This is a genomic window from Photobacterium ganghwense (assembly GCF_017329545.1).
Lineage (GTDB): Bacteria > Pseudomonadota > Gammaproteobacteria > Enterobacterales > Vibrionaceae > Photobacterium > Photobacterium ganghwense.
In genome coordinates this window covers 1,235,489-1,253,789 of record NZ_CP071326.1, presented here as the reverse complement: position 1 = coordinate 1,253,789, position 18,301 = coordinate 1,235,489, and the positions used below count along the sequence as shown (strand labels likewise).

General features: G+C 52.6%; 17 protein-coding genes. 7 read left to right on the top strand and 10 right to left on the bottom strand.

The window, feature by feature from the left end; translation table 11 throughout:
- Positions 1 to 134: 134 nt before the first annotated feature.
- Genes FH974_RS21860 through phnE form a run of 4 tightly spaced genes read left to right on the top strand, consistent with a single transcriptional unit; the run spans position 135 to position 3,755 of the window.
- A complete protein-coding gene (locus FH974_RS21860) occupies positions 135 to 1,226 on the top strand; it encodes a phosphonoacetaldehyde reductase (RefSeq protein WP_047885921.1) in 1,092 nt (363 codons plus the stop codon).
- Positions 1,227 to 1,245: 19 nt separating this feature from the next.
- Positions 1,246 to 2,097: a phosphonate ABC transporter substrate-binding protein gene (phnD, locus tag FH974_RS21855; RefSeq protein WP_084712605.1), complete on the top strand. Its 852-nt coding sequence runs from the start codon at positions 1,246 to 1,248 to the stop codon at positions 2,095 to 2,097.
- A gap of 40 nt (positions 2,098 to 2,137) precedes the next feature.
- On the top strand, positions 2,138 to 2,953 hold the full coding sequence (gene phnC, locus FH974_RS21850) for a phosphonate ABC transporter ATP-binding protein (protein WP_207103770.1): 816 nt from the start codon (positions 2,138 to 2,140) through the stop codon (positions 2,951 to 2,953).
- 1 nt (position 2,954) lies between these two features.
- Positions 2,955 to 3,755: a phosphonate ABC transporter, permease protein PhnE gene (phnE, locus tag FH974_RS21845; protein WP_053061874.1), complete on the top strand. Its 801-nt coding sequence runs from the start codon at positions 2,955 to 2,957 to the stop codon at positions 3,753 to 3,755.
- Positions 3,756 to 4,074: 319 nt separating this feature from the next.
- Here phnE and FH974_RS21840 read toward each other — a convergent pair whose 3' ends face one another.
- The 9 genes from FH974_RS21840 to FH974_RS21800 form a co-directional block, all read right to left on the bottom strand.
- Positions 4,075 to 5,349, bottom strand: coding sequence for an FAD-dependent oxidoreductase (locus FH974_RS21840; RefSeq protein WP_084712604.1), 1,275 nt, complete (start codon positions 5,347 to 5,349; stop codon positions 4,075 to 4,077).
- A 61-nt stretch (positions 5,350 to 5,410) separates the two neighbouring features.
- Positions 5,411 to 6,553: an ABC transporter substrate-binding protein gene (locus FH974_RS21835; protein ID WP_207103769.1), complete on the bottom strand. Its 1,143-nt coding sequence runs from the start codon at positions 6,551 to 6,553 to the stop codon at positions 5,411 to 5,413.
- Positions 6,554 to 6,627: 74 nt separating this feature from the next.
- Entirely contained in the window at positions 6,628 to 7,635 is a 1,008-nt protein-coding gene (locus FH974_RS21830) for a Rossmann-fold NAD(P)-binding domain-containing protein (RefSeq protein WP_047885919.1), read from the bottom strand.
- 2 nt (positions 7,636 to 7,637) lie between these two features.
- Positions 7,638 to 10,535, bottom strand: coding sequence for a type I polyketide synthase (locus tag FH974_RS21825; RefSeq protein ID WP_084712602.1), 2,898 nt, complete (start codon positions 10,533 to 10,535; stop codon positions 7,638 to 7,640).
- A 12-nt stretch (positions 10,536 to 10,547) separates the two neighbouring features.
- Positions 10,548 to 11,123: an allene oxide cyclase barrel-like domain-containing protein gene (locus tag FH974_RS21820; RefSeq protein ID WP_047885918.1), complete on the bottom strand. Its 576-nt coding sequence runs from the start codon at positions 11,121 to 11,123 to the stop codon at positions 10,548 to 10,550.
- Positions 11,110 to 12,156, bottom strand: coding sequence for a pyridoxal-phosphate dependent enzyme (locus tag FH974_RS21815; protein ID WP_047885917.1), 1,047 nt, complete (start codon positions 12,154 to 12,156; stop codon positions 11,110 to 11,112). The genes FH974_RS21820 and FH974_RS21815 overlap by 14 nt, the downstream gene beginning before the upstream one ends.
- A gap of 26 nt (positions 12,157 to 12,182) precedes the next feature.
- Positions 12,183 to 12,965 (bottom strand): thioesterase II family protein, encoded by a 783-nt coding sequence (locus FH974_RS21810; RefSeq protein ID WP_047885916.1) that lies wholly within the window; start codon positions 12,963 to 12,965, stop codon positions 12,183 to 12,185.
- Between the two features lie 2 nt (positions 12,966 to 12,967).
- Complete coding sequence (locus tag FH974_RS21805; RefSeq protein ID WP_047885915.1) at positions 12,968 to 14,578, bottom strand: AMP-binding protein; 1,611 nt, start codon at positions 14,576 to 14,578, stop codon at positions 12,968 to 12,970.
- The gene (locus tag FH974_RS21800; RefSeq protein ID WP_047885914.1) at positions 14,571 to 14,846 is read right to left on the bottom strand and encodes a hypothetical protein; all 276 of its coding nucleotides are present in this window, start codon (positions 14,844 to 14,846) and stop codon (positions 14,571 to 14,573) included. Before FH974_RS21800 ends, FH974_RS21805 begins: the two co-directional genes overlap by 8 nt.
- A 274-nt stretch (positions 14,847 to 15,120) precedes the next feature.
- On the opposite strand from FH974_RS21800, the gene FH974_RS21795 reads away from it, so the two are divergent.
- From FH974_RS21795 to FH974_RS21785, 3 genes are all read left to right on the top strand, one after another.
- On the top strand, positions 15,121 to 15,615 hold the full coding sequence (locus FH974_RS21795; protein ID WP_107193879.1) for a TonB-dependent receptor: 495 nt from the start codon (positions 15,121 to 15,123) through the stop codon (positions 15,613 to 15,615).
- Positions 15,616 to 15,814: 199 nt separating this feature from the next.
- Complete coding sequence (locus FH974_RS21790) at positions 15,815 to 16,786, top strand: FecCD family ABC transporter permease (RefSeq protein ID WP_207103768.1); 972 nt, start codon at positions 15,815 to 15,817, stop codon at positions 16,784 to 16,786.
- Positions 16,786 to 17,577 carry an ABC transporter ATP-binding protein gene (locus FH974_RS21785; protein WP_047885912.1) on the top strand — a complete coding sequence of 264 codons (792 nt, stop codon included), beginning with the start codon at positions 16,786 to 16,788 and terminating at the stop codon, positions 17,575 to 17,577. The genes FH974_RS21790 and FH974_RS21785 overlap by 1 nt, the downstream gene beginning before the upstream one ends.
- A 23-nt stretch (positions 17,578 to 17,600) precedes the next feature.
- Here FH974_RS21785 and FH974_RS21780 read toward each other — a convergent pair whose 3' ends face one another.
- On the bottom strand, positions 17,601 to 18,233 hold the full coding sequence (locus FH974_RS21780) for a TetR/AcrR family transcriptional regulator (protein ID WP_207103767.1): 633 nt from the start codon (positions 18,231 to 18,233) through the stop codon (positions 17,601 to 17,603).
- Positions 18,234 to 18,301 lie beyond the last annotated feature (68 nt).

Sequence of the window (18,301 nt, the reverse complement as noted above, 5' to 3'; positions counted from 1 at the left end):
AACCAAATAGAATCCTAGCAGCATAGATTTTTTCTATGACAATCCTATTTAATTAGTATTTTCACTCCATATTACTGTCATTTCGCACGCTTACCTTGTGTTCATTCAGAACAGAATCAGAAAGGTAATGCGATATGTGGCAGTTTCATAATCCGGTCAACGTCATCTTCGGCCAGGGGGCGATTACTGCTCTGACTGAGCAGATAAACGGACGTTCGTTTGCGTTGGTGACCTACGACCATCCTTATTTTGCATCACTGGCTGTTGGTATCAGGGAGTCGCATTCAGGCTGTCGAGTTGTACTCAATCAGGTGAGTGAAAATCCGGATATCTCAGATATGGCGACGATTTGTGCGGCGTTTTCCCCTTATGCGGCGGAAGTCGAGGTGCTGGTGGCATTGGGGGGCGGGTCGGTGATTGATGCAACCAAAGCACTGGCGGTGGCGAAAACTGAACCCAATCACATTAGGGCTGTGTTGACGCAGGGCGAAAAGATCATTGGCACGCCCCTGCCTATCATCGCGGTGCCAACCACTACCGGCACAGGCAGTGAAGTGACATCTTGGGCCACAATCTGGGATACCTCCGCAGGTCGCAAGTATTCACTTGTTCACCCCCATTTATACCCGGAAGTCGCAATTTGCGACCCGCAACTGACGTACCAGCTTCCGGTTTCGCTGACTATCCAGACCGGGTTGGACGCGTTGTCTCATGCGCTGGAAAGTCTTTGGAATAAACACCGAAACCCTCTGTCGACTCAGTATGCCAAGCGGGCTATCCGTCTCATTCTGAAGGTGCTGCCGAAGCTTAAGTGTGAACCAACAGACTCGTTGTTACGAGAGCAGATGATGACGGCGTCACTACTGGCCGGGTTGGCGTTCTCTAACACCAAAACCTCCATTGCCCACAATATTTCCTATGCCATCACGATAGAGACCGGACTGGCTCATGGCATTGCCTGCTCATTCACTTTGCCGGCGATTGTACGGAGCTTTGCGAACGATGACAGTGATATTGCTGATTCGCTGCGCTCATTGTTTGGAACTGATCTGACTGATGCAGCCTGTGAGCTGGAAGGCTGGTTGGCAGCGTTGGGGGTAGCAACAGAACCACAATGCTACGGCTATAGCGAAGAGCGCTGGCAAATACTCGTCAATGATGCGCTAAGCGGCGAACGGGGAAAAAATTTCGCGGGCAATTCAACCACTTTACTTCAATCATTTTGAAACAGATGAGGAAATCCTAATGAACAATACATGGAAGAAACATGCAGCGGTATCTGGTTTACTGGCCGTTTTACTGGCAGGGGCTTTACCAGCACAGGCAATGGATGATCTGAAAATGGCGCTGATTCCTTCTGAAGATTCACGAGCCATGCTCAAACAGAGCAAAGTGTTGATAGAGACACTGAGCAAAAAGTTGGGAGTGAACGTCGAAGGCTATGTGGCGACAGATTATAACGGCGTGATTGAGGCACTGCGTGCCGGGCATGTAGACATTGCTTATCTGGGGCCGTTTTCGTATGTGAAAGCCAGTGAAGTAGCTGATGTTGAAGCCTTTGTGGTTGCCGAAACCGCAAAAGCGGGCGATGTTGCCTATCACAGCCAGATTATTGCGCCGGCATCTGCGACGGAGATTCAGACGTTAGCTGATCTGAAAGGCAAAAATTTTGCTTTTGTTTCGCCGACCTCAACGTCTGGTTACCTGTTCCCCAGTGTTGCGCTCAAAAAAGCCAACATTGAGCCTCGTGAGTATTTCGCCAATGTTGTTTATACCGGTGCGCATGATGCCAATATCCTGGCTGTCAAAAATGGTCGGGTTGATGCTGCGACGGTTGCTGACCGAATTCTGAATGCCGCGGTGGAAAAAGGAATAATCGGCAAAAACGACTATAAGGTGATCTGGCGTTCTGAAGCGATTCCTGAATCGCCGATGGTTTGGCGTAAAGCGCTGCCTGAGCAAGACAAACAGAAGATTAAGCAGGCATTTCTTTCTATTGAGTCCGTACAGTTTGGTGACCAGGGTATTGTGAATCGCTATGTGGAAACCAACGATGCAGCCTATAACCCGGTACGCGAAGCGGCGAAATATAAGTAATCCAATGAACAGATAATACAGGGCATCTGTGGAAATCATTATGTTAGTTATTAAAGATCTACAAAAGTCTTATGGCGATAATCAAGTCCTGAAAGGGGTTGACTTAACCATTAACGAAGGTGAATTTGTTGTGATTCTCGGTCCTTCCGGTGCGGGTAAATCGACATTACTACGCTGTATTAACCGCCTGACAGAAGCGACCAACGGGGACATTTTTCTGAACGGTAAAAACATTGCCCATGTGCAGGGGAAGGAGCTGATTTACCTACGACGTAATGTGGGTATGATTTTTCAGCATCACAATTTGACCAAACGACTTTCTGTACTGAAGAATGTGCTGGTTGGCAGAATGTCAGAGCTACCTTTCTGGAGTTGTGCGCTGCAGCTGTTTCCTCAGTCTGATATCACCATTGCCCATGAATGTCTGGAGCAGGTTGGGTTGGCAGATAAAGTGAATCAACGTGCAGACAGCTTGAGTGGAGGTCAGCAGCAACGTGTGGGCATCGCCCGGGCACTGGCCCAGCAGCCACAACTGATGCTGGCTGATGAACCGGTAGCCAGTCTGGACCCTAAATCATCCCGTAAAGTTCTCAGCTACATCCGTAACAGCTGTAAACAAAGCAAAATTGCCGTGCTGTGCAACCTCCACCAAATTGATTACGCCATGGAGTTCGCTGAACGTATTGTTGGTCTTTCTAATGGCAAGGTCATTTTCGATGGGCTGCCAGAGTCTCTGACCCCTGAGGTTGTCAGCCAAATATACTCGGGCCTGGAAGATGACAGCATCAGCCAATTAGTAACGCGTATGGCAAGTGAACGACGGGCAACCCGTTTAAGTGAAATGAGGGTGGCCTGAGATGACGTTATACCCGTTAAAGCTTGTGATGAATCCGCCAAAACAGGGCTGGTGGATTGTGTTTCCGATCATTCTGGTGAGTTGCGGACTATTACATTGGTCTGCAGAGGGAGCACGCATGAGCGTGTCTGATTTAGTCGCTGGTTTGCCGTGGATCGCAGATTTCGTCTCACGGATGATGCCACCCAATTTGCCTTATATCGGTGAAAGTTTAATTGAACCTGCTATCCAGACATTGCAAATAGCCTTGTGGGGCACCGTTTTGTCTGTTGTTATTGCTATTCCTATCAGCTTTCTGGCTGCGAAAAATATCACCCCTCATACGGGTATTTACCATATCTGCCGGCAGATATTGAATGTACTCAGGGGAATTAATGAACTGATATTGGCGTTGATCTTTGTGGCTGCGGTCGGGCTGGGGCCTTTCGCTGGTGTGTTGGCTCTCGCTTTACACGGCGCGGGTATGGTTGGAAAGTTCTTTGCTGAAGCAATCGAAGAAATGGATCAGGGGTCAATGGAAGCCATGAAAGCGTCCGGCTGTACAACGTTGCAGACGATAATATTTGCTGTGCTTCCACAGGTTTTCCCTAATTGGATCAGCATTATACTGTACCGTCTGGAAGCCAATATCCGTATTTCTGCAGTATTGGGCATGATCGGTGCTGGTGGAATCGGTTTTGAGCTCATTACCTCAATGAAAATGTTCGAATACGGCGATACCGCATCTTGCGTGATAGTGATTCTATCGCTGGTTTTTCTGACAGATATTTTTTCGGCTAAATTGAGGCAGTTGATTCGGTAGGAAAGCTGAAATCACTTTCTGTCGTTTAGGCAGCCCCAATAAATATCGACAAACTTGGAATGTTTGAATAGTTAAAAGGCCACTGTAAGAGTGGCCTTAAATTATGCGAACACGAAAAGCAGCAAAGGCTCTTTTGCATCAGGTACAAATAGGTTTGTCCAAATATGATTAATCACTGTAGTGCGAAAGAACAGTGGTGGCTATTCAATTGAATTGATGGAAAAGGTCTGCAGCGTGTTATGAATTGAAGAATTTTCATCAAAGATGCAAAGCATTTCACCATTGCAAGAGTGCTTGCTTTGAACTATCAAATCGACGATCAGTTAAAGAGCCCCTCCCGCAGAGGTGAGAAAATATCCAGATCGGACTGATAGGGGGATTTCCCATCAATAGCCAGTTCCACCAACACTCGGCCAAAGAGCGGGGCGTATTTGAAAGCGCGCCCAGACTCCATGATGCACATGGAAGCGCCATGATAAAACGTCTCTGAGCATGGTTGCGTGGGAATACGGCCAATCACCAGCTTGCCGTCCGGGCTCATCGAATAAAGGCAGGTGCCCGCATCTTCCATTTGCTCTAGATGAATGGCTTGCGGGTTTAGCAGCGATGATAAATGTCCGGAGAGTTCCTTCATCAGTCTCTGACTCACCTTATGATGAATCTGTGCGGGATGATCGAAAACATCATAGGTGTAGTCCGCACTCATCTTGACGCGGTTTGCCATTGAAGGGTCAAAATTGAGCGGCGGAAAACCATAGAATGTGCCATGGTCGTTCGCGTCCAGATTGCCGAACTCAAACCAGATCGGGATTTTGACGTCATGACTTTTTACTGGCCAGTAGGCATAGTTCATCTGCCAGATTTTCCAGTCCCGTGTTTGATGAAGTCCCAGCGGGTTCAAGACACTATCCGCCCATACACCAGGAGACAGGATCAGGTGACGTCCCCTTATGCAAAGTGCATCCTGCTCGGATTGTGCATAGATGGCATAGGTCTGGTTCTGATGGGGGACGCCGCTGGGTTCAAGGCCGGACACTGCATATTTCTCCAGCACAGATAGTCGGCCTGTTTTCATTGCGGCACTGAAGAAAGCGCTTGCAGCAGCCTGGACATTGATTGAGGCGCTTGAAGCCTGAACCAGACCAACGTAATCGCTCGGCAGGGCTTCGCGATTGAACACCGGAAACCGTTTGTGGATCGCGTCTGGTGAGTCCAGATACTCATAAGGCATGGCCATGCGATCCATGGTTTTCTTCACCTGACTGACGTTGCCTTCTGTGGTCAACGGTGCGTCTTTGTGTCCGAAGAAAATCAAATCATCCATGGCCAGCAGTGGTGTACCAGTGGCCATCTGAAGTTCCATCCAGAGTGCCAGAGATGTTTCAGCAAGGCGGGCTTCGGATGTGTTGTCCTGCATCAGCCTGAACATTCTTTCGTTTCCTTTGGAGCTGTTGACGTTGTTTCGGATGCCATACTGATCGACGACTAGAGTGCGAAGGCCTCTTGCCGTTGCATAATAGGCACTAGCAAGCCCGACAATCCCGCCGCCGATGATCACGACATCGTATTCGCTTCCTGGTTTGATTGATTGCATGTGTTTTCCTTTGATGAAATTGAGTTTGATGGGCAGAACAAGGACTTTGGACTGCCAATGCCTACAGGCTCAGCCAATAGCCAGGCCGGTAGGGAGTTGGCAGAAACCGCTGGTGAAGTTCCCTGAAGGTTGCTTCCGGATCTAAATCTTCAAACTTTTCCGGGTGCAGCCATTTGGCTATTTGCTGCAACGCGATAAAGTTGTAAGGGTTGTCATAGAATGCGTGCCAGATGGCATATACCTGCTTCTTGCGTACAGCTGGCAGTGTCTGGTACGCAGGCCGTTCCATCAGACGGGTGAGATGCTGGTGGGCAACGTTCAGGTCGGCCCCCGGTCCCAGCCGAATCCAATCGCCTGAAGGCGAATAAAGTGACCAGTTTGCCCCGGTGACCAGCACGACGTCGGGTTGTGAGTGAATCACTTGCTCCGGGTGTAGTGTCCCGAAGTTAACCCCAATGAAATCTGAACCAAGGTTCCGGCCACCAGCAGCCTGGATTAACGCGCCAAAATTTCCCGGCCCATAACTCATGCAGCAGTCCTGATAAAGGCCAGCCGAACGTTCAATCATGACGCTCGGGGAATAGTGCACGTCGGAAAGACGGGAAAGCACCCGGGTAATCTGTTCTTCACGAAATTGCAGGAATTGGCTAGCCCTTTCATTAGCGTCCAGCAGGGTGCCTATCGTCTGTATGCTCTTTTCCACACTGCTGAAAATGTGCGTGCGGAAGTCGACAAAAACCACCGCGATACCGATTTTGTTCAAATGTGCCAGTAAGCCTGAGGACTGTACTGCCGCAAGTGAGCTCAAGTTCATTAAGACCAGATCCGGTTCCAGTCCGATCACTTTTTCTGCATTGAGCGAGTCTGTCGTGTTGGCCGGAAAGGTCGGAATCGCCGCCAGTTCGGGAAAGCGTGCAAGATAGCTTTGATATCCGTCGAGATCCGCCGCTCGGAAGTTTTCTCCCCAGCCGACGACTTTGCCAAAGGGATCCTCAGGCAGCAGCAAAGGCAGCGTGTACGCTAATGTCCCGTCGGCCAGAATCAATCGTGAAACCGGGCGGGTCACCGTGACTTGCCGCCCTGCCAGATCGGTGATCGTGACGGGTTCGCTGGCAATTGCCTTTCCTAAATACAGCGGTATGCACCAAACGAAAATAATAAGGCACCGCAGCAGGCGGAACTGGCGGGAAGAAATTCTGTTCATGGCTTTTCTCATGTTACATGCGCCGGTAATGCCTGTTATTTCAGGCATTACCGGACACGGATGACGGTGAAGCATTACGCGGTCAGCAGCATATGGACATCGAAGCCCAATACCTGTGAGCGCCCGATCAGCTCTCTGGTTCGGTTGCTGATCAGGGCGGCGACATACTCGTTGGCCTGATCCTGAGACATGTTCCGGTAACGATCCGGGTACATCTTTTCAATGCTGTCACACAGCACGGCGCCTGCATTACTCACGTAATCAGGGAGATAGTTGATGCCTCTTTCAAGCAGGCGGTTCTGTGTTTCTGGGCTGGAGAAGGGCGAGTTGGAACTGCTGATGACCCAGCGGGCAGCCACTTTCTCCACGGTGGAAGCGTCGAGAATGCCGGACAGAGAAGCGATACAGAGAATATCTGACGGGAAGGCCCAGAACGCCTCTTTGTCCAGCATACGCACTTCGGCAGGAATTGCCGGTGTGGGACGGACATCAAAGCCGACAACATCGTATCCGTGTTTCAGGCACTGGCGGGCGATTTCACAGCCAACTTTGCCCATGCCGTGAATGGCAATCTGGGGGCGGGCACCTGTACCGGGCGCATGTTCAATGACGGTTTGCAGAGCACTCCATACGCCATACCCTGTGGCGATCGATGTGTTAATTTGCGGGCTTTCCAGCGCATCCAGAATCCAGGGAGAGGACAGCCGCAGGTACTGCATATGTGTGCTGCTGGTATTAATATCGCAGCCGGTGTACATCGAGCCGTTGTAACGATTCAGCAGTTGAGCGATAGCATCAAAGACATGCATTGCATTTTCAGGCTTCGCTGTGCTGTTCACCACAATTTTTCCGCCGCTGAACCCCGTCTGGTACAGGCCGTGTTTTCGATCCATTGCGTGTGCCAGCATGATGGCTTCTTCCTCCTGTGCTGCACGGGAGTCGTACGAGAGCCATCGAATACCGCCGTTGCCCGGTAAGGTATTTCTTCTTGGGGAGCAGGCAAGGGTAAAGGATGTGGTGTCATCCACGACAATGGTTTCTACTTCGTAGGTGCCATATGCCGGGTGATCGATTATTGCCATGATCAAATTTCCTTCGCTGTTTGTTGTTGGATAGCTTTGTCTGCACCGGCCGCGGTCAGGCAGGTGCTCAGGCCAAAGGGTGTGGGGTCATTCATCAAGTCGGATACGCTGATTTTCACTCCAAGTGTCTGCTCTGCCAGAACGGCGAGCTGAATGACGGCGAGCGAGTCGCAGCTTTCATCCAGAAGCGAATTGTGGATGCCGGACGGCGTCATTCCGGTTGTCCGTTCCCAGATCCCGGTTACAGCCTCGTCAAGCGTTGCGTAATGACTTGTGAATAGAGGTGGTTCACGGTCATCTGCCTGTTCACTGTGTCCGCCAAACGCCGGCGTGCCGGGGCCGTGGTGCTGCCGTTCAAAGGGGTAGTGCGGTAATTGCACCCGAACGCCAGCTTGAGCCCATGAGGGATGCCAGTTCAGGTTTATCCCTGCCAGCCATAATGACTGCAGCGCGCTGTGCCAGATTTCAGTGTCACTTGAGCGGTCTTTGATACCGCCCAGAGTCCGGATGGTGGTGCCTTCTGGCCGGATTGCTTTGACCAGAGCCGAGAGCGTTGCCCCTGGCCCCACCTCGATAAAGAGGGTGTTGTGTCTGGTTGGCAGGGAGTTGACTGCCTCTAGGAAGCGGACCGGTTCCCTCGCGTGTCTGGACCAGTAACGGGGTGTCAGTTCGGTCAGTGCATTCAGTTTTGTGCCGTAGAGCGTTGAGTGGAAACGGATGCCAGAACTATGCGCCTTGGCCGCCGGAGCCACTGCCGTGAGAGGGGCAAGGATCGGCGTCATCATGGCTGAGTGGAATGCATGAGAAACGGATAACTCACGGCAGCGTGTTTGCTGTCCGGACATTTCTGTCTGAACTCGCTGAATCGCCACTGAAGTACCAGAAAGCACGCAAGCGTCTGGCCCGTTGACGGCTGCCAGCGAAATCTCGTCGGACAGCCAGGGTGCGCAGTCGTCCTCACTCATATTCACCGCCAGCATCGCGCCGCTATCCAGAGCTGACATCAGGTCGCCTCGCTGTGCAGCGAATACCAGTGCCTGTTTGCTGGTGAGAGAACCCGAAATACAGGCTGCGGCGATTTCTCCGAGACTGTGGCCGATGACTGCATCCGGCATGATCCCGTGTTGCATCAGGAAACGTGCCATAGCAATCTCAACGGCAGTCAGGGCTGGCTGGGCCATTGAGGTGTTTGTGATCCCTGCAGCAGTCCCTCTGCCATCCAGCAGGAAACTCAGGTCAATCTCAGTCGCCTCTTTGAGCTCGTGAATCAAGACCTGAAGAATCGTTGCGAAAGCAGGGGTAGATCTAGCCAGCGCTGCGCTCATTCCAACGAACTGACTGCCTTGACCGGGAAACAGGAAGACGACCTGGGGGCGGCGTTTTCCAGCGTCTGTGATCTGCCCCGTAATCTGCGGGCGCCCGCTGTCGTCCAGTGCCATTATGGCTCGGTAGCGCAAGGGTTTTCGCGTGGACTGGGCGCTCCATGCCAGCGCTCGCGGTGATATTTTAGTTAGGCTTTGCTGGTAAGATCGAATCAGCCGATGACAGGCGCCCATGCTCTGTGCCGAAATCGGAATAGCAGCAGGATAAGTTCCGGACGGTGCCGGTTCACGAGCCTCAATCATATCAGGGCGAGCCAAAATAATGTGGGCATTGGTACCACCGATCCCAAAAGCGCTCACACCGATGGCGGACCGGGGATCCTTTGCCGGCCAGACTTCGGCAGTTAGCGGGAAGTAGAGCGGACTGGACTCTGTATCAATGGAGGGATTTACCGCTGTCATATGGAGCTGCGGCGCAATCCACCCATGCTGAATCTGCAGCACGGCTTTGATGAGGCCAGCCATACCCGCCGAGGTTTCCAGATGTCCGAGATTGGCCTTCACCGCACCAAGCGCGCAGCAGTCTGGGGACAGGCCCGCGCTGGACGTTATTGCGTCCAGCACCCCGAATTCAATTGGATCCCCGGCGGCCGTACCCGTGCCATGGGCTTCGAATGCCCGAAGGTCTGCTGCGGTAAGTGCCGCATCCGCCAGCGCCCGGTTCACCAGCCGACGCTGACCATCAGCGCTGGTTGTGGTGAATCCGACTTTGCGGGCACCATCGTTGTTCACCGCGCATCCTTTAATGATGGCAAGGATATGATCGCCATCTCTGGCCGCATCTATTGCAGGCTTGAGAACGACCAGGGCTGCGCCGCTGCCAAAAATTGTCCCGCTGGCCCCAGCGGTAAACGGCATACAATGACCGTTGTGCGAGTAAATCATACCTTCTTGCGCTTGGTAGGGCGCATATTGGGGATAGCGAATGGTGCAGCCGCCAGCCAGTGCCTGCCGGCAGCGACCGGCGCGGAGCGCTTCGACAGCCTCCGCAACGGCAACCAGAGAGGTGGCGCACGCGGCTTGGATTCCCATAACCGGTCCTTCAAGGCCGAGATGCCAGGCTGTGCGGGAAACCAGATAATCCTTGTCGTTGGCTATCTGTAAATCGAACGCTGAAGGACGATACTTGTCTATCAGCTCGGATGTCATCAGGTACGGCAGGTATGCAGAGCTGCTGCAGCCGCCGAACAGTCCGGTATCTACAAGCTGGCCGGGCTGAATACCTGCTGATTCCAGCGCGTGCCAGGCACATTCCAGAAAGATGCGATGTTGCGGATCCATCAGAGCGGCATCTCGCGGGGAGATGCCAAAGAAAGCCGCGTCGAAGGCGAGAACATTGTCGCTCAGGGGAGCCGCGAAGGAGACGGATTGCTGATCGTCCGATCCCGGATCGAACTCGACAATCGACTCAACCCCATTTAGCAGATTATGCCAGTATTCATCTGGATCATCAGCGCCCGGAAAACGGCAGGACATTCCGATGATCGCAATATCATGATGAGTGAACGGATGGTTCATATCACATTTGCCTTAATCGGTTATGTAGCCATTGCGGATTGCAGTCTGCAGCGATTCGTCAGTACGCTCGAGTGGGAGCAGCAGGATAAAAGCGCGGTAACGTTTGCGTGGAGTTTCCTGAAAAAGTTGCCTGACCCCAAACATGCCGGTCACATCACCAGAGACACCGGTCGCCGGGAGCGACTGCCACTGTTTTTGCCAAATTGCGCTGGAGTTCCACAGTCCTGCGACTTCGATCCGTCCCAGAGCGGTTTCGGCGGTCTCTCTATAGTACGAGATGATGTCTTCTCCAAACTGGGCGATTTTCCAACCTTCACCGCTGATTGTGCCAATTTCCCGTCCCGAATCGTCGAGCCAACGATCTGTGTGCGAATTGACATCACCGACACTCGGCTGGTCGTCTTTCTCTGCCTGGTATTTGATTTCGCTCAGCTCAAGCAGATTCAGCATCACGAAGTGGTCATGACCAATAATCTTTGTTACGACATCGCGAGCCTGCTGCTCACTTCCGGTGGCAGACAGCTCTTCTCTGGCGAGGTTAGCCAGCTTGACCAGCGAGGACATCATTTCATTGTTAGCAATTTTCATATGAAGCATCTCCGTGCGTGTGTTGTTCTTTTTCCAGAATGTTTTTGCCGCGCTCCCGGTCCGCATCGCTCCCTGCATCGGCGAATACAGTGACGACATTGGCATTTTGATCAAGGTGCTCGGCAGCCCGTTGTGCTGCGACCCAGTTGGCTGCAGCGGAACCGCCAATCTCAATGCCTGTATTTTCGAAAAACTGGTACATGGCTTTCAGCGACGTTTCATGGGAGACGTGCTGGAAAGTGACTGGTGCAGGAATCAAAGACACGAACGGTTGCTCGAAGCCGTAACCCAGGCCGCCAGCACCGGCGAATCGTGGGTCGCCATTGGGGGGATCCATCGTGCCGAAAGGCATCTCGCTCGGCGTACAGCCTATGACCTTGAGATTGGGATTTTGCTCGGAAAGCGCTTTGTAGACGCCTGCGATTGTGCCTCCCGTTCCTACGGCTGCAACCCAGACATCCGCCGTCTTGCCTTTCAGCTGCCGGCAGATCTCGGCACCGGTATGATGCTGGTGAACGGCGGTATTGACTAAGTTCAGGTGCTGGGACAACAGCGTCCAGTCTGGGTTCTCCCGGGCAATCTGCTGGCTTTTCGCAATGATCCCTAGCAGAAAGTATCTCCGGTCAACTTTGGTAATCGTGGCATGGCTCTCGGCCAAAGATCGAAGCAGGGCTTCGGGGGCAGTATCCGGAATGACGACATGAACCGGCACATCACAAAGATGTCCCAGATGGGCAAGTGCTCTGGCCATGTTGCCCCCTGACGAATCGATTAATTTCAGGGGGCCTTTTTCGAAGTCGTGACGGTTTACTGCGTCACAAAACAGGCCGAAGGCCACCCGATCTTTGATTGAGCCGGACGGGTTGCCTGACTCCAGCTTGGCAAATATACGGGCTCCATGTTTCGGACTAGGGACTTCAATCAGTGGGGTGTTGCCCAAGGCTTCGCTGTAGCTGAGCAATTGGGGAAACATCTGAATCGCTTTGTCTGGGGATGGCGCATGTGTTTGCGCGTTAAACAGTGAAAAGTCCATGTAAAAACTCCTATGGCGAATGAATGTCAAAAGTTGCATGAATGTGGTTTGAGCGATAAGGCTGGATACGGCTGCAATATGGCGTCGATCACCGAATTCAATCCATCGGACAGGTAAAAATGCCCGCCCGGGAAAAGCATTGGTTCAGCGCTTTGCGGCAGGAAACCGGACCACGCGTTGAGTTTATGTCTGTCCACGAGGGGATCATTTTGGCCGCCAAAGACCCTTGTCGGGGGCAGATTGCCGACTGGCAGGGCAGACAGTTGCTGCAGCAGTCTGAGATCGCTGAGGATCTGCTCGCCCAGATACTGGTGAGCGGTCTCATCCAGCGTGCTGATCCCATCGACCTCACCTAGAGACAAGGCTTGCTCCTTGAGAGATTCTATCTCTTGCTCCGATTTCAGCATCTGAGACAGTGTTGGCGGGGGACATTGCGAGGAGACAATGAGCTGCCCGATTTGAAATCTGGATCCGGCCAGTGCTTTGGCAAGATGCAGAGCAAGGATCGCCCCCATGCTATGGCCAAACAGGGTAACAGGCGCGATACCCAGCAGGCGGTTCAGGCTTCGCTCACAATGTCGGATTGCTGTTTCCGGAGCGCGCCATTTCTCTTGGTCTGCGTCCTGCAGCGAGTGCGGATACTGCATGATGATCAAATCCACCTCGGGTGGCAGCGCACTGCGCCATGCCCGGTAAAAGCTGAGATCGCCGCCGGCATGGGGAAAGATCACCAGCTGGTGGCTGACGGGGGCGGACGAAGCCAGGCTGAGTCGGACAGCAGCCGGGGTATAGGTTTCAATGAGCTTCATGGTTACCCCGTAATCATTTCAGTGACGGGGGCGCCGGAGAGCTGACGTACGCTGGCACTCAGCGACACCCGATCCACTTTTCCGATCCCTTTGCGGGGAATCGCATGAGTAATGACGAGCTTTTCTGGGAGTTTGAACTGTGCGGCACCTTTCTTTTCAAGATACTGGCGGCATTCCGGCAATTGCAGTTGCTGGTGGTCGTTGAGAACGACAAATAAGCACGAGACCTCGCCAAACTGGCGATCCGGCATTCCGACACAGGCGGCATCATGCACACTGGGATGGGATTTAATCAGCTCCTCAATTTCTTCCGGACTGAATTTTTCGCCCCCGCGGTTGATAGCGTCTCTCACCCGACCGTCGATGTAGACGTTGCCAGCCGCGTCCAGATGCGCAAGATCCCCGGTTCGGTAGAACCCTTCGGGTGTGAATGACCGGGAGGTCGCCACGGGATCATTGAAATAGGTTGTGATGGTGTAGGGGCCACGGGTAATGATCTCCCCAGACTCCCCGACGGGAACCGGTTCTCCTTCCGGGTCGACAATCCGTATCTCGTCGTCTGGCAATAATGGCCTTCCCTGGGAATGGTGCCGTATCTCCGCATCGTCCGTGTAATGCGTAAAGCACAGCAGTCCCTCGCTCATGCCATAGCACTGCTGGATTAGGATATTGAGCCTCGATTCAGCCTGCGCGGCAAGTTCAGGAGAAATCCGTGATCCGCCAACCTGGATGTATCGCAGCGAGTCCAAAGAGGCATAGTGATCACCGATTTTATCCATCCACTGATCCAACAGCGCCGGAACCAGCGTGGTATGGGTGACCTGATGCGCTGAAATCAGTGCCAGCGCTGTTCGTGCAGAGGTGTCCGGTGCCAGGACAACGGTACCCCCACAGGAAAGTGTTCCGAGTATGCCCGGACAGTTGATCACAAAGCCATGAGAGACTGGTAGAACCGCGAGATATACTGATTCCGCGCTCAATCCAAAGACTTCACTGGCGGCTGCGATCATATTGCTGTAGCCACTGTTCAGCCGGGCAATGGGCTTGGGTAAGCCAGTGGTTCCGCTCGACAGCAGCATCATCGCGGGATCGTCATTGCCCATCTCAGCCAGATACGGCGCAGCAGGGGCGTCTGCGGATGGTGCACAGAAATCTGAGAGTTGCTGCCATTCCTGCCAGGTTGGTGCAGGGATCCCGTCAATTAGCTTTAACTTGATCCCTGTGTGGTTCTCATTGAGATAGCGCTCAATGAACTGAGCAGAACTGAAACGACGGTTTCCCCGCGTTACAGCGACCACGGCGGGACGTGTTTTGTTCAGAAGATGCTCAAGCTCACGCTCTCGGTAGGCGTGCAGAACCGGCACCGGGATGGCGCCGAGCATCGTGGATGCAAGCATCAGTACAATGGCTTCGGCAGCATTGGGCAACTGATACGCAACTCGATCTCCTTTCTGAATCTGCGCGGCCTGAAGCCGGGCGACCGTACTGAAAACACGATTGTTTAATTGACGATAGGTGATGACTTCACCCTGAGACACCAAAGCAGGGGTATCAGCGTGATGACGCAGTGATGCTGCGATTTGTCGGTTCAGGCAAAAAGAAGTGTCAGCCATGATTCACCTCTGACCGGCCGAGGGCGGAATGGGCGTTTTCTTCAGGGGCAGTGATCATGGTTTCCAGTTCCTGAAGGGAATAGTCGTGTGTATCCCACAAATTGAATCCTGTGCATCCCAGCTGTTCGAGTTGTACCTGAAGATGCAGAGTTTCTGCCGAACTCAATCCCAAATCGGTCCTAAGTTGCCAATCACTCTCAGCCGAATGCAATAGATCTGGCGGAAGCCCAATCTTGACCAGCAAATTTATGACTCGTGTTCCTGTCATCTGTACCTCATTATGCGTCTCGTTTAATAAGAATGATTATTATTATCAAATGAACCGTCGGTCAGTCAATTTATAATTATTTGTTTTAAATAAAAAAATAAGTTGCAATGAAAATGATATTGAATATCATTACATGCCGACCATTGGTCGGTCAATGTGGGTGCATATGACTGGGTATCAGAAAACGGAGATGAATTGCTCCGGATCAGGTGAGTGCGCACCCTTAGCTGAGTGCTTTTGGTCGAGGCCATTTTGAACAGTACATCGGAGAGATATGAAACCACGTCATCGCGAACTGCCAGTGGCAGTTAAACCGGGAGATCCCCCTAAGCCATTTCCTCGTTCGTTAGGCAAAGGACTACCGTGTTTCGTTGTCTTGTCGGCGGGCATTTCGTGCTTTGGAGTCCATGCCCAGACAGAAGCGGGCATGAAATATCATCCTGAGGGCAGCGCAACAATGCTGACCGCCGCGGTTTTTCAACTCAATCAGGAATACGTGAAATCCGCCGACACCCAGCATCTGGGCTTCTGGACACAAACCGGGGAGACTTGCTCCAGAGGTGCCGGTATGCGTTATTCGGGCTCATCTGGGGGCAACCCGCATAACATATTTAAAGAGCCATCAGTTGCTCTCGATGATCTGGCGGTGAGCTATGACCTATATGGCCTGACAGGTACCGAAGTAACTGTTCCGATGAATGTGAGCAACCTTGCCGACAAGCAATACACAGCTAACTGCAGGTCAGATATGTACTTTTTTATTGGATGAGGGCGCTATGCGACAGTAGCCCAGACTTACAGGTGTTGAAATGAAACAGATCTCGCCGGATATTCCATCTCCAGAATTCAGGAATCACGCTGTCAGTCCCTCGCAGCTTGAAGTGTTAACAGAGGGGAGCACTGTGTCGGCTGGAGCTAAACCTGCTTATTTGTCGCTTGTCAGGCGTCGCTTGTGGCTGCTTACAGCCATGGCGACTGTGGTTCTGCTTCTGGCAATGATTGATTTAAGCACGGGACCGTCCAGCTACAGCCTCACGGATATTGCTCGTCTGCTTTGGGATTCAGAGTCACCGATTGCTCTGGAGGTGATTGTCTACGACATCCGGCTGCCTGCAGTTTTGGCTGCACTTGTCATTGGTGCAGGGTTGTCCGTTGCCGGTACTCAAATGCAAACGGTGCTTCACAACCCTTTGGCCAGCCCATTTACTTTGGGGGTTTCAGCCGCAGCCAGTTTCGGGGCCGCATTAGGATTGGTGTTTGGTGCAACAACGCTTCCCGTATCTCTGGGCAATTGGGTCGTGCCTGCGAGTGCTTTTTTCATGTCGACGATGGCTGTTCTGCTGATTGAGCGACTGACCCGGTGGCGGGGTATGAATAATGAACTGATCATCTTACTGGGTACGACTCTGGTTTTCACCTTCACGGCGCTGTTGCAGGGGCTTCAGTATGCCGTCCCAGATAGAGCGCTGGAAGCCGTTGTTTTCTGGACTATGGGAAATCTGTCAAGGGTCAGCAGCACTCAGCTTGTTCTGATCGCGGCCATTTTATTCTTGGTGATGGTGTGCTTCATGCGCAGCGCCTGGCAACTGACAGCTATGCGTCTGGGGGAAGAGCGAGCCAGTGCGATGGGGATTCCGGTCGCACGCTTACGATTGCAGACCATTCTGCTGAGCAGCGTGCTGGCATCGCTCTGTGTCTCTTTTGTTGGGACGATCGGGTTTGTGGGACTGGTCGCCCCGCACATGGCCCGGATTATCGTTGGTGAGGATCAGCGATTTTTGATTCCGGCATCGGCGTTATGTGGTGCTGCACTGTTATCTGCGGCTTCCATTGCCGGGAAAATCGCGGTGCCTGGTCAGGTTCTGCCAATTGGTATTGTGACTTCTCTGGTCGGCGTACCGATGTTTCTTGTTCTGATTCTGCGCCGGAGGAGGGTGTGATGATAACGTTAACCATTGAAGGGGTCAGTGTCAGGTTTGGCCGTAAGACTGTGCTGCATGATGTCACTATGGGTCCGCTGCATTCGGGAAAGCTGAGTGTGCTTTTGGGCGCCAATGCGGCAGGGAAGTCTACACTGCTGCGGCGGATCGCCGGTCAGCTTCAAGGTCAGGGACAGGTAAGGGTGGATGGCCAGCCAGTTTGTGATTGGCCTGAACAGCATCCGAGCCGACCAGCATTAGTGCCGCAGGATATTTTTACCGGCACAGGCCTGAGTGTTATGGAGGCGATCTTGTTGTCGGCCAAGCAGGGCAGTGGCTGGCGAGTTCGGGAGCATGAGCTTAACGCAGTGACTCGTTTGGTCGAGCAATTACAACTAACTGCCCTCGCGGGCAGCGAGCTGCACACACTCAGCGGCGGGCAGCGTCAGCTTGTTTCAGTTGCTCAGGCACTGGTCCGGAACCCCAAAGTATTGCTATTGGATGAACCGACCAGTGCGCTTGATTTGCAGCGTCAGTTTGAACTGCTGACGCTGCTTCGCCAACTGGCTCATCAGCATGGGTTATGTGTTCTGATGACTTGTCATGACATCAATCATGTGCTCAGATTCGCGGATCATGTGGATGTGTTGCACTGCGGGCAGATAGTGGCATCCGGCGAACCACGCACTGTGATTACGCCAGCATTGCTCCGTCAGATTTATGGTATTGAGGCCAGTATCGAACAAAGTGCGCAGGGATACCCCTATGTGGTCGTACTCGGAACCCGCGTTTGTGCAACAAGCGCGGAATGAGAGACAAGGTTCCCGACGGCTTGTCAGGCTTGATGCTCCGAGACCCCGACCATCCGCAGGCAATTCGCAAGGACCACGCGGATAAAATGCTCACGATCTGTTTCTGGGTAAGCAATGATATCGTCGGTCGCACCGTGTACACCGGCATAAATCAGGAGCGAGGTAATGCGTGGCTCAGCAATCTGCCACACACCTACGCGGGTACCGTTTTCGAGAATAACCTGCAGTTGTTCGAGAATCGCATTCTTTTCCCGGTTTGTGCGGTTATGGTGGTGATGATTGGTATAAACAATATCATGCAGGCGGTACGTGTCTGCGTAAGCCTCAATACTTTCTTGAATCCAAGCGCAAAGCCGGCCCTGCCAGTCATCTGCTTTGCAGGTGTCGATTTTATCCTCAAGCCGCTTCAAAAACTGGGCGGTATAGCGCTCCCCCATGGCTGCAAGCAACTCATTCTTAGAAGCGAAATAATGGTAAAAAGTACCTTTGGCTACCTGTGCCAGTTCGACAATCTCGTTGATGGTCGTCGAGTCGACCCCTTTGGCAAGGAACAGTTGTTCGGCGGCTGACATCAACTCGTTCAGGCGAACTTCTGCGGGCTTGACACATCTGGCTTTCGGAGGAGTAAACTCCGGACGGTTCTTTTTATATCTCATCGTAATCAGTGTTTTCCATTTCAATCTGTGTCGCTTGTTCCCGCAATGAGCAGGAGCAAGATCGCTTG

Excerpts from the sequence above, each read along its gene's own strand:
- FH974_RS21810 (WP_047885916.1), bottom strand. The coding sequence starts at position 12,965 with ATGAAGCTCATTGAAACCTATACCCCGGCTGCTGTCCGACTCAGCCTG.
- FH974_RS21805 (WP_047885915.1), bottom strand. The coding sequence starts at position 14,578 with ATGGCTGACACTTCTTTTTGCCTGAACCGACAAATCGCAGCATCACTG.
- FH974_RS21800 (WP_047885914.1), bottom strand. The coding sequence starts at position 14,846 with ATGACAGGAACACGAGTCATAAATTTGCTGGTCAAGATTGGGCTTCCG.
- FH974_RS21790 (WP_207103768.1), top strand. The coding sequence starts at position 15,815 with ATGGCGACTGTGGTTCTGCTTCTGGCAATGATTGATTTAAGCACGGGA.
- phnE (WP_053061874.1), top strand. The coding sequence starts at position 2,955 with ATGACGTTATACCCGTTAAAGCTTGTGATGAATCCGCCAAAACAGGGC.
- FH974_RS21840 (WP_084712604.1), bottom strand. The coding sequence starts at position 5,349 with ATGCAATCAATCAAACCAGGAAGCGAATACGATGTCGTGATCATCGGC.
- FH974_RS21835 (WP_207103769.1), bottom strand. The coding sequence starts at position 6,553 with ATGAACAGAATTTCTTCCCGCCAGTTCCGCCTGCTGCGGTGCCTTATT.
- FH974_RS21860 (WP_047885921.1), top strand. The coding sequence starts at position 135 with ATGTGGCAGTTTCATAATCCGGTCAACGTCATCTTCGGCCAGGGGGCG.
- FH974_RS21825 (WP_084712602.1), bottom strand. The coding sequence starts at position 10,535 with ATGAACCATCCGTTCACTCATCATGATATTGCGATCATCGGAATGTCC.
- FH974_RS21820 (WP_047885918.1), bottom strand. The coding sequence starts at position 11,123 with ATGAAAATTGCTAACAATGAAATGATGTCCTCGCTGGTCAAGCTGGCT.
- phnD (WP_084712605.1), top strand. The coding sequence starts at position 1,246 with ATGAACAATACATGGAAGAAACATGCAGCGGTATCTGGTTTACTGGCC.
- FH974_RS21830 (WP_047885919.1), bottom strand. The coding sequence starts at position 7,635 with ATGGCAATAATCGATCACCCGGCATATGGCACCTACGAAGTAGAAACC.
- FH974_RS21795 (WP_107193879.1), top strand. The coding sequence starts at position 15,121 with ATGAAACCACGTCATCGCGAACTGCCAGTGGCAGTTAAACCGGGAGAT.
- FH974_RS21780 (WP_207103767.1), bottom strand. The coding sequence starts at position 18,233 with ATGAGATATAAAAAGAACCGTCCGGAGTTTACTCCTCCGAAAGCCAGA.
- FH974_RS21815 (WP_047885917.1), bottom strand. The coding sequence starts at position 12,156 with ATGGACTTTTCACTGTTTAACGCGCAAACACATGCGCCATCCCCAGAC.
- phnC (WP_207103770.1), top strand. The coding sequence starts at position 2,138 with ATGTTAGTTATTAAAGATCTACAAAAGTCTTATGGCGATAATCAAGTC.
- FH974_RS21785 (WP_047885912.1), top strand. The coding sequence starts at position 16,786 with ATGATAACGTTAACCATTGAAGGGGTCAGTGTCAGGTTTGGCCGTAAG.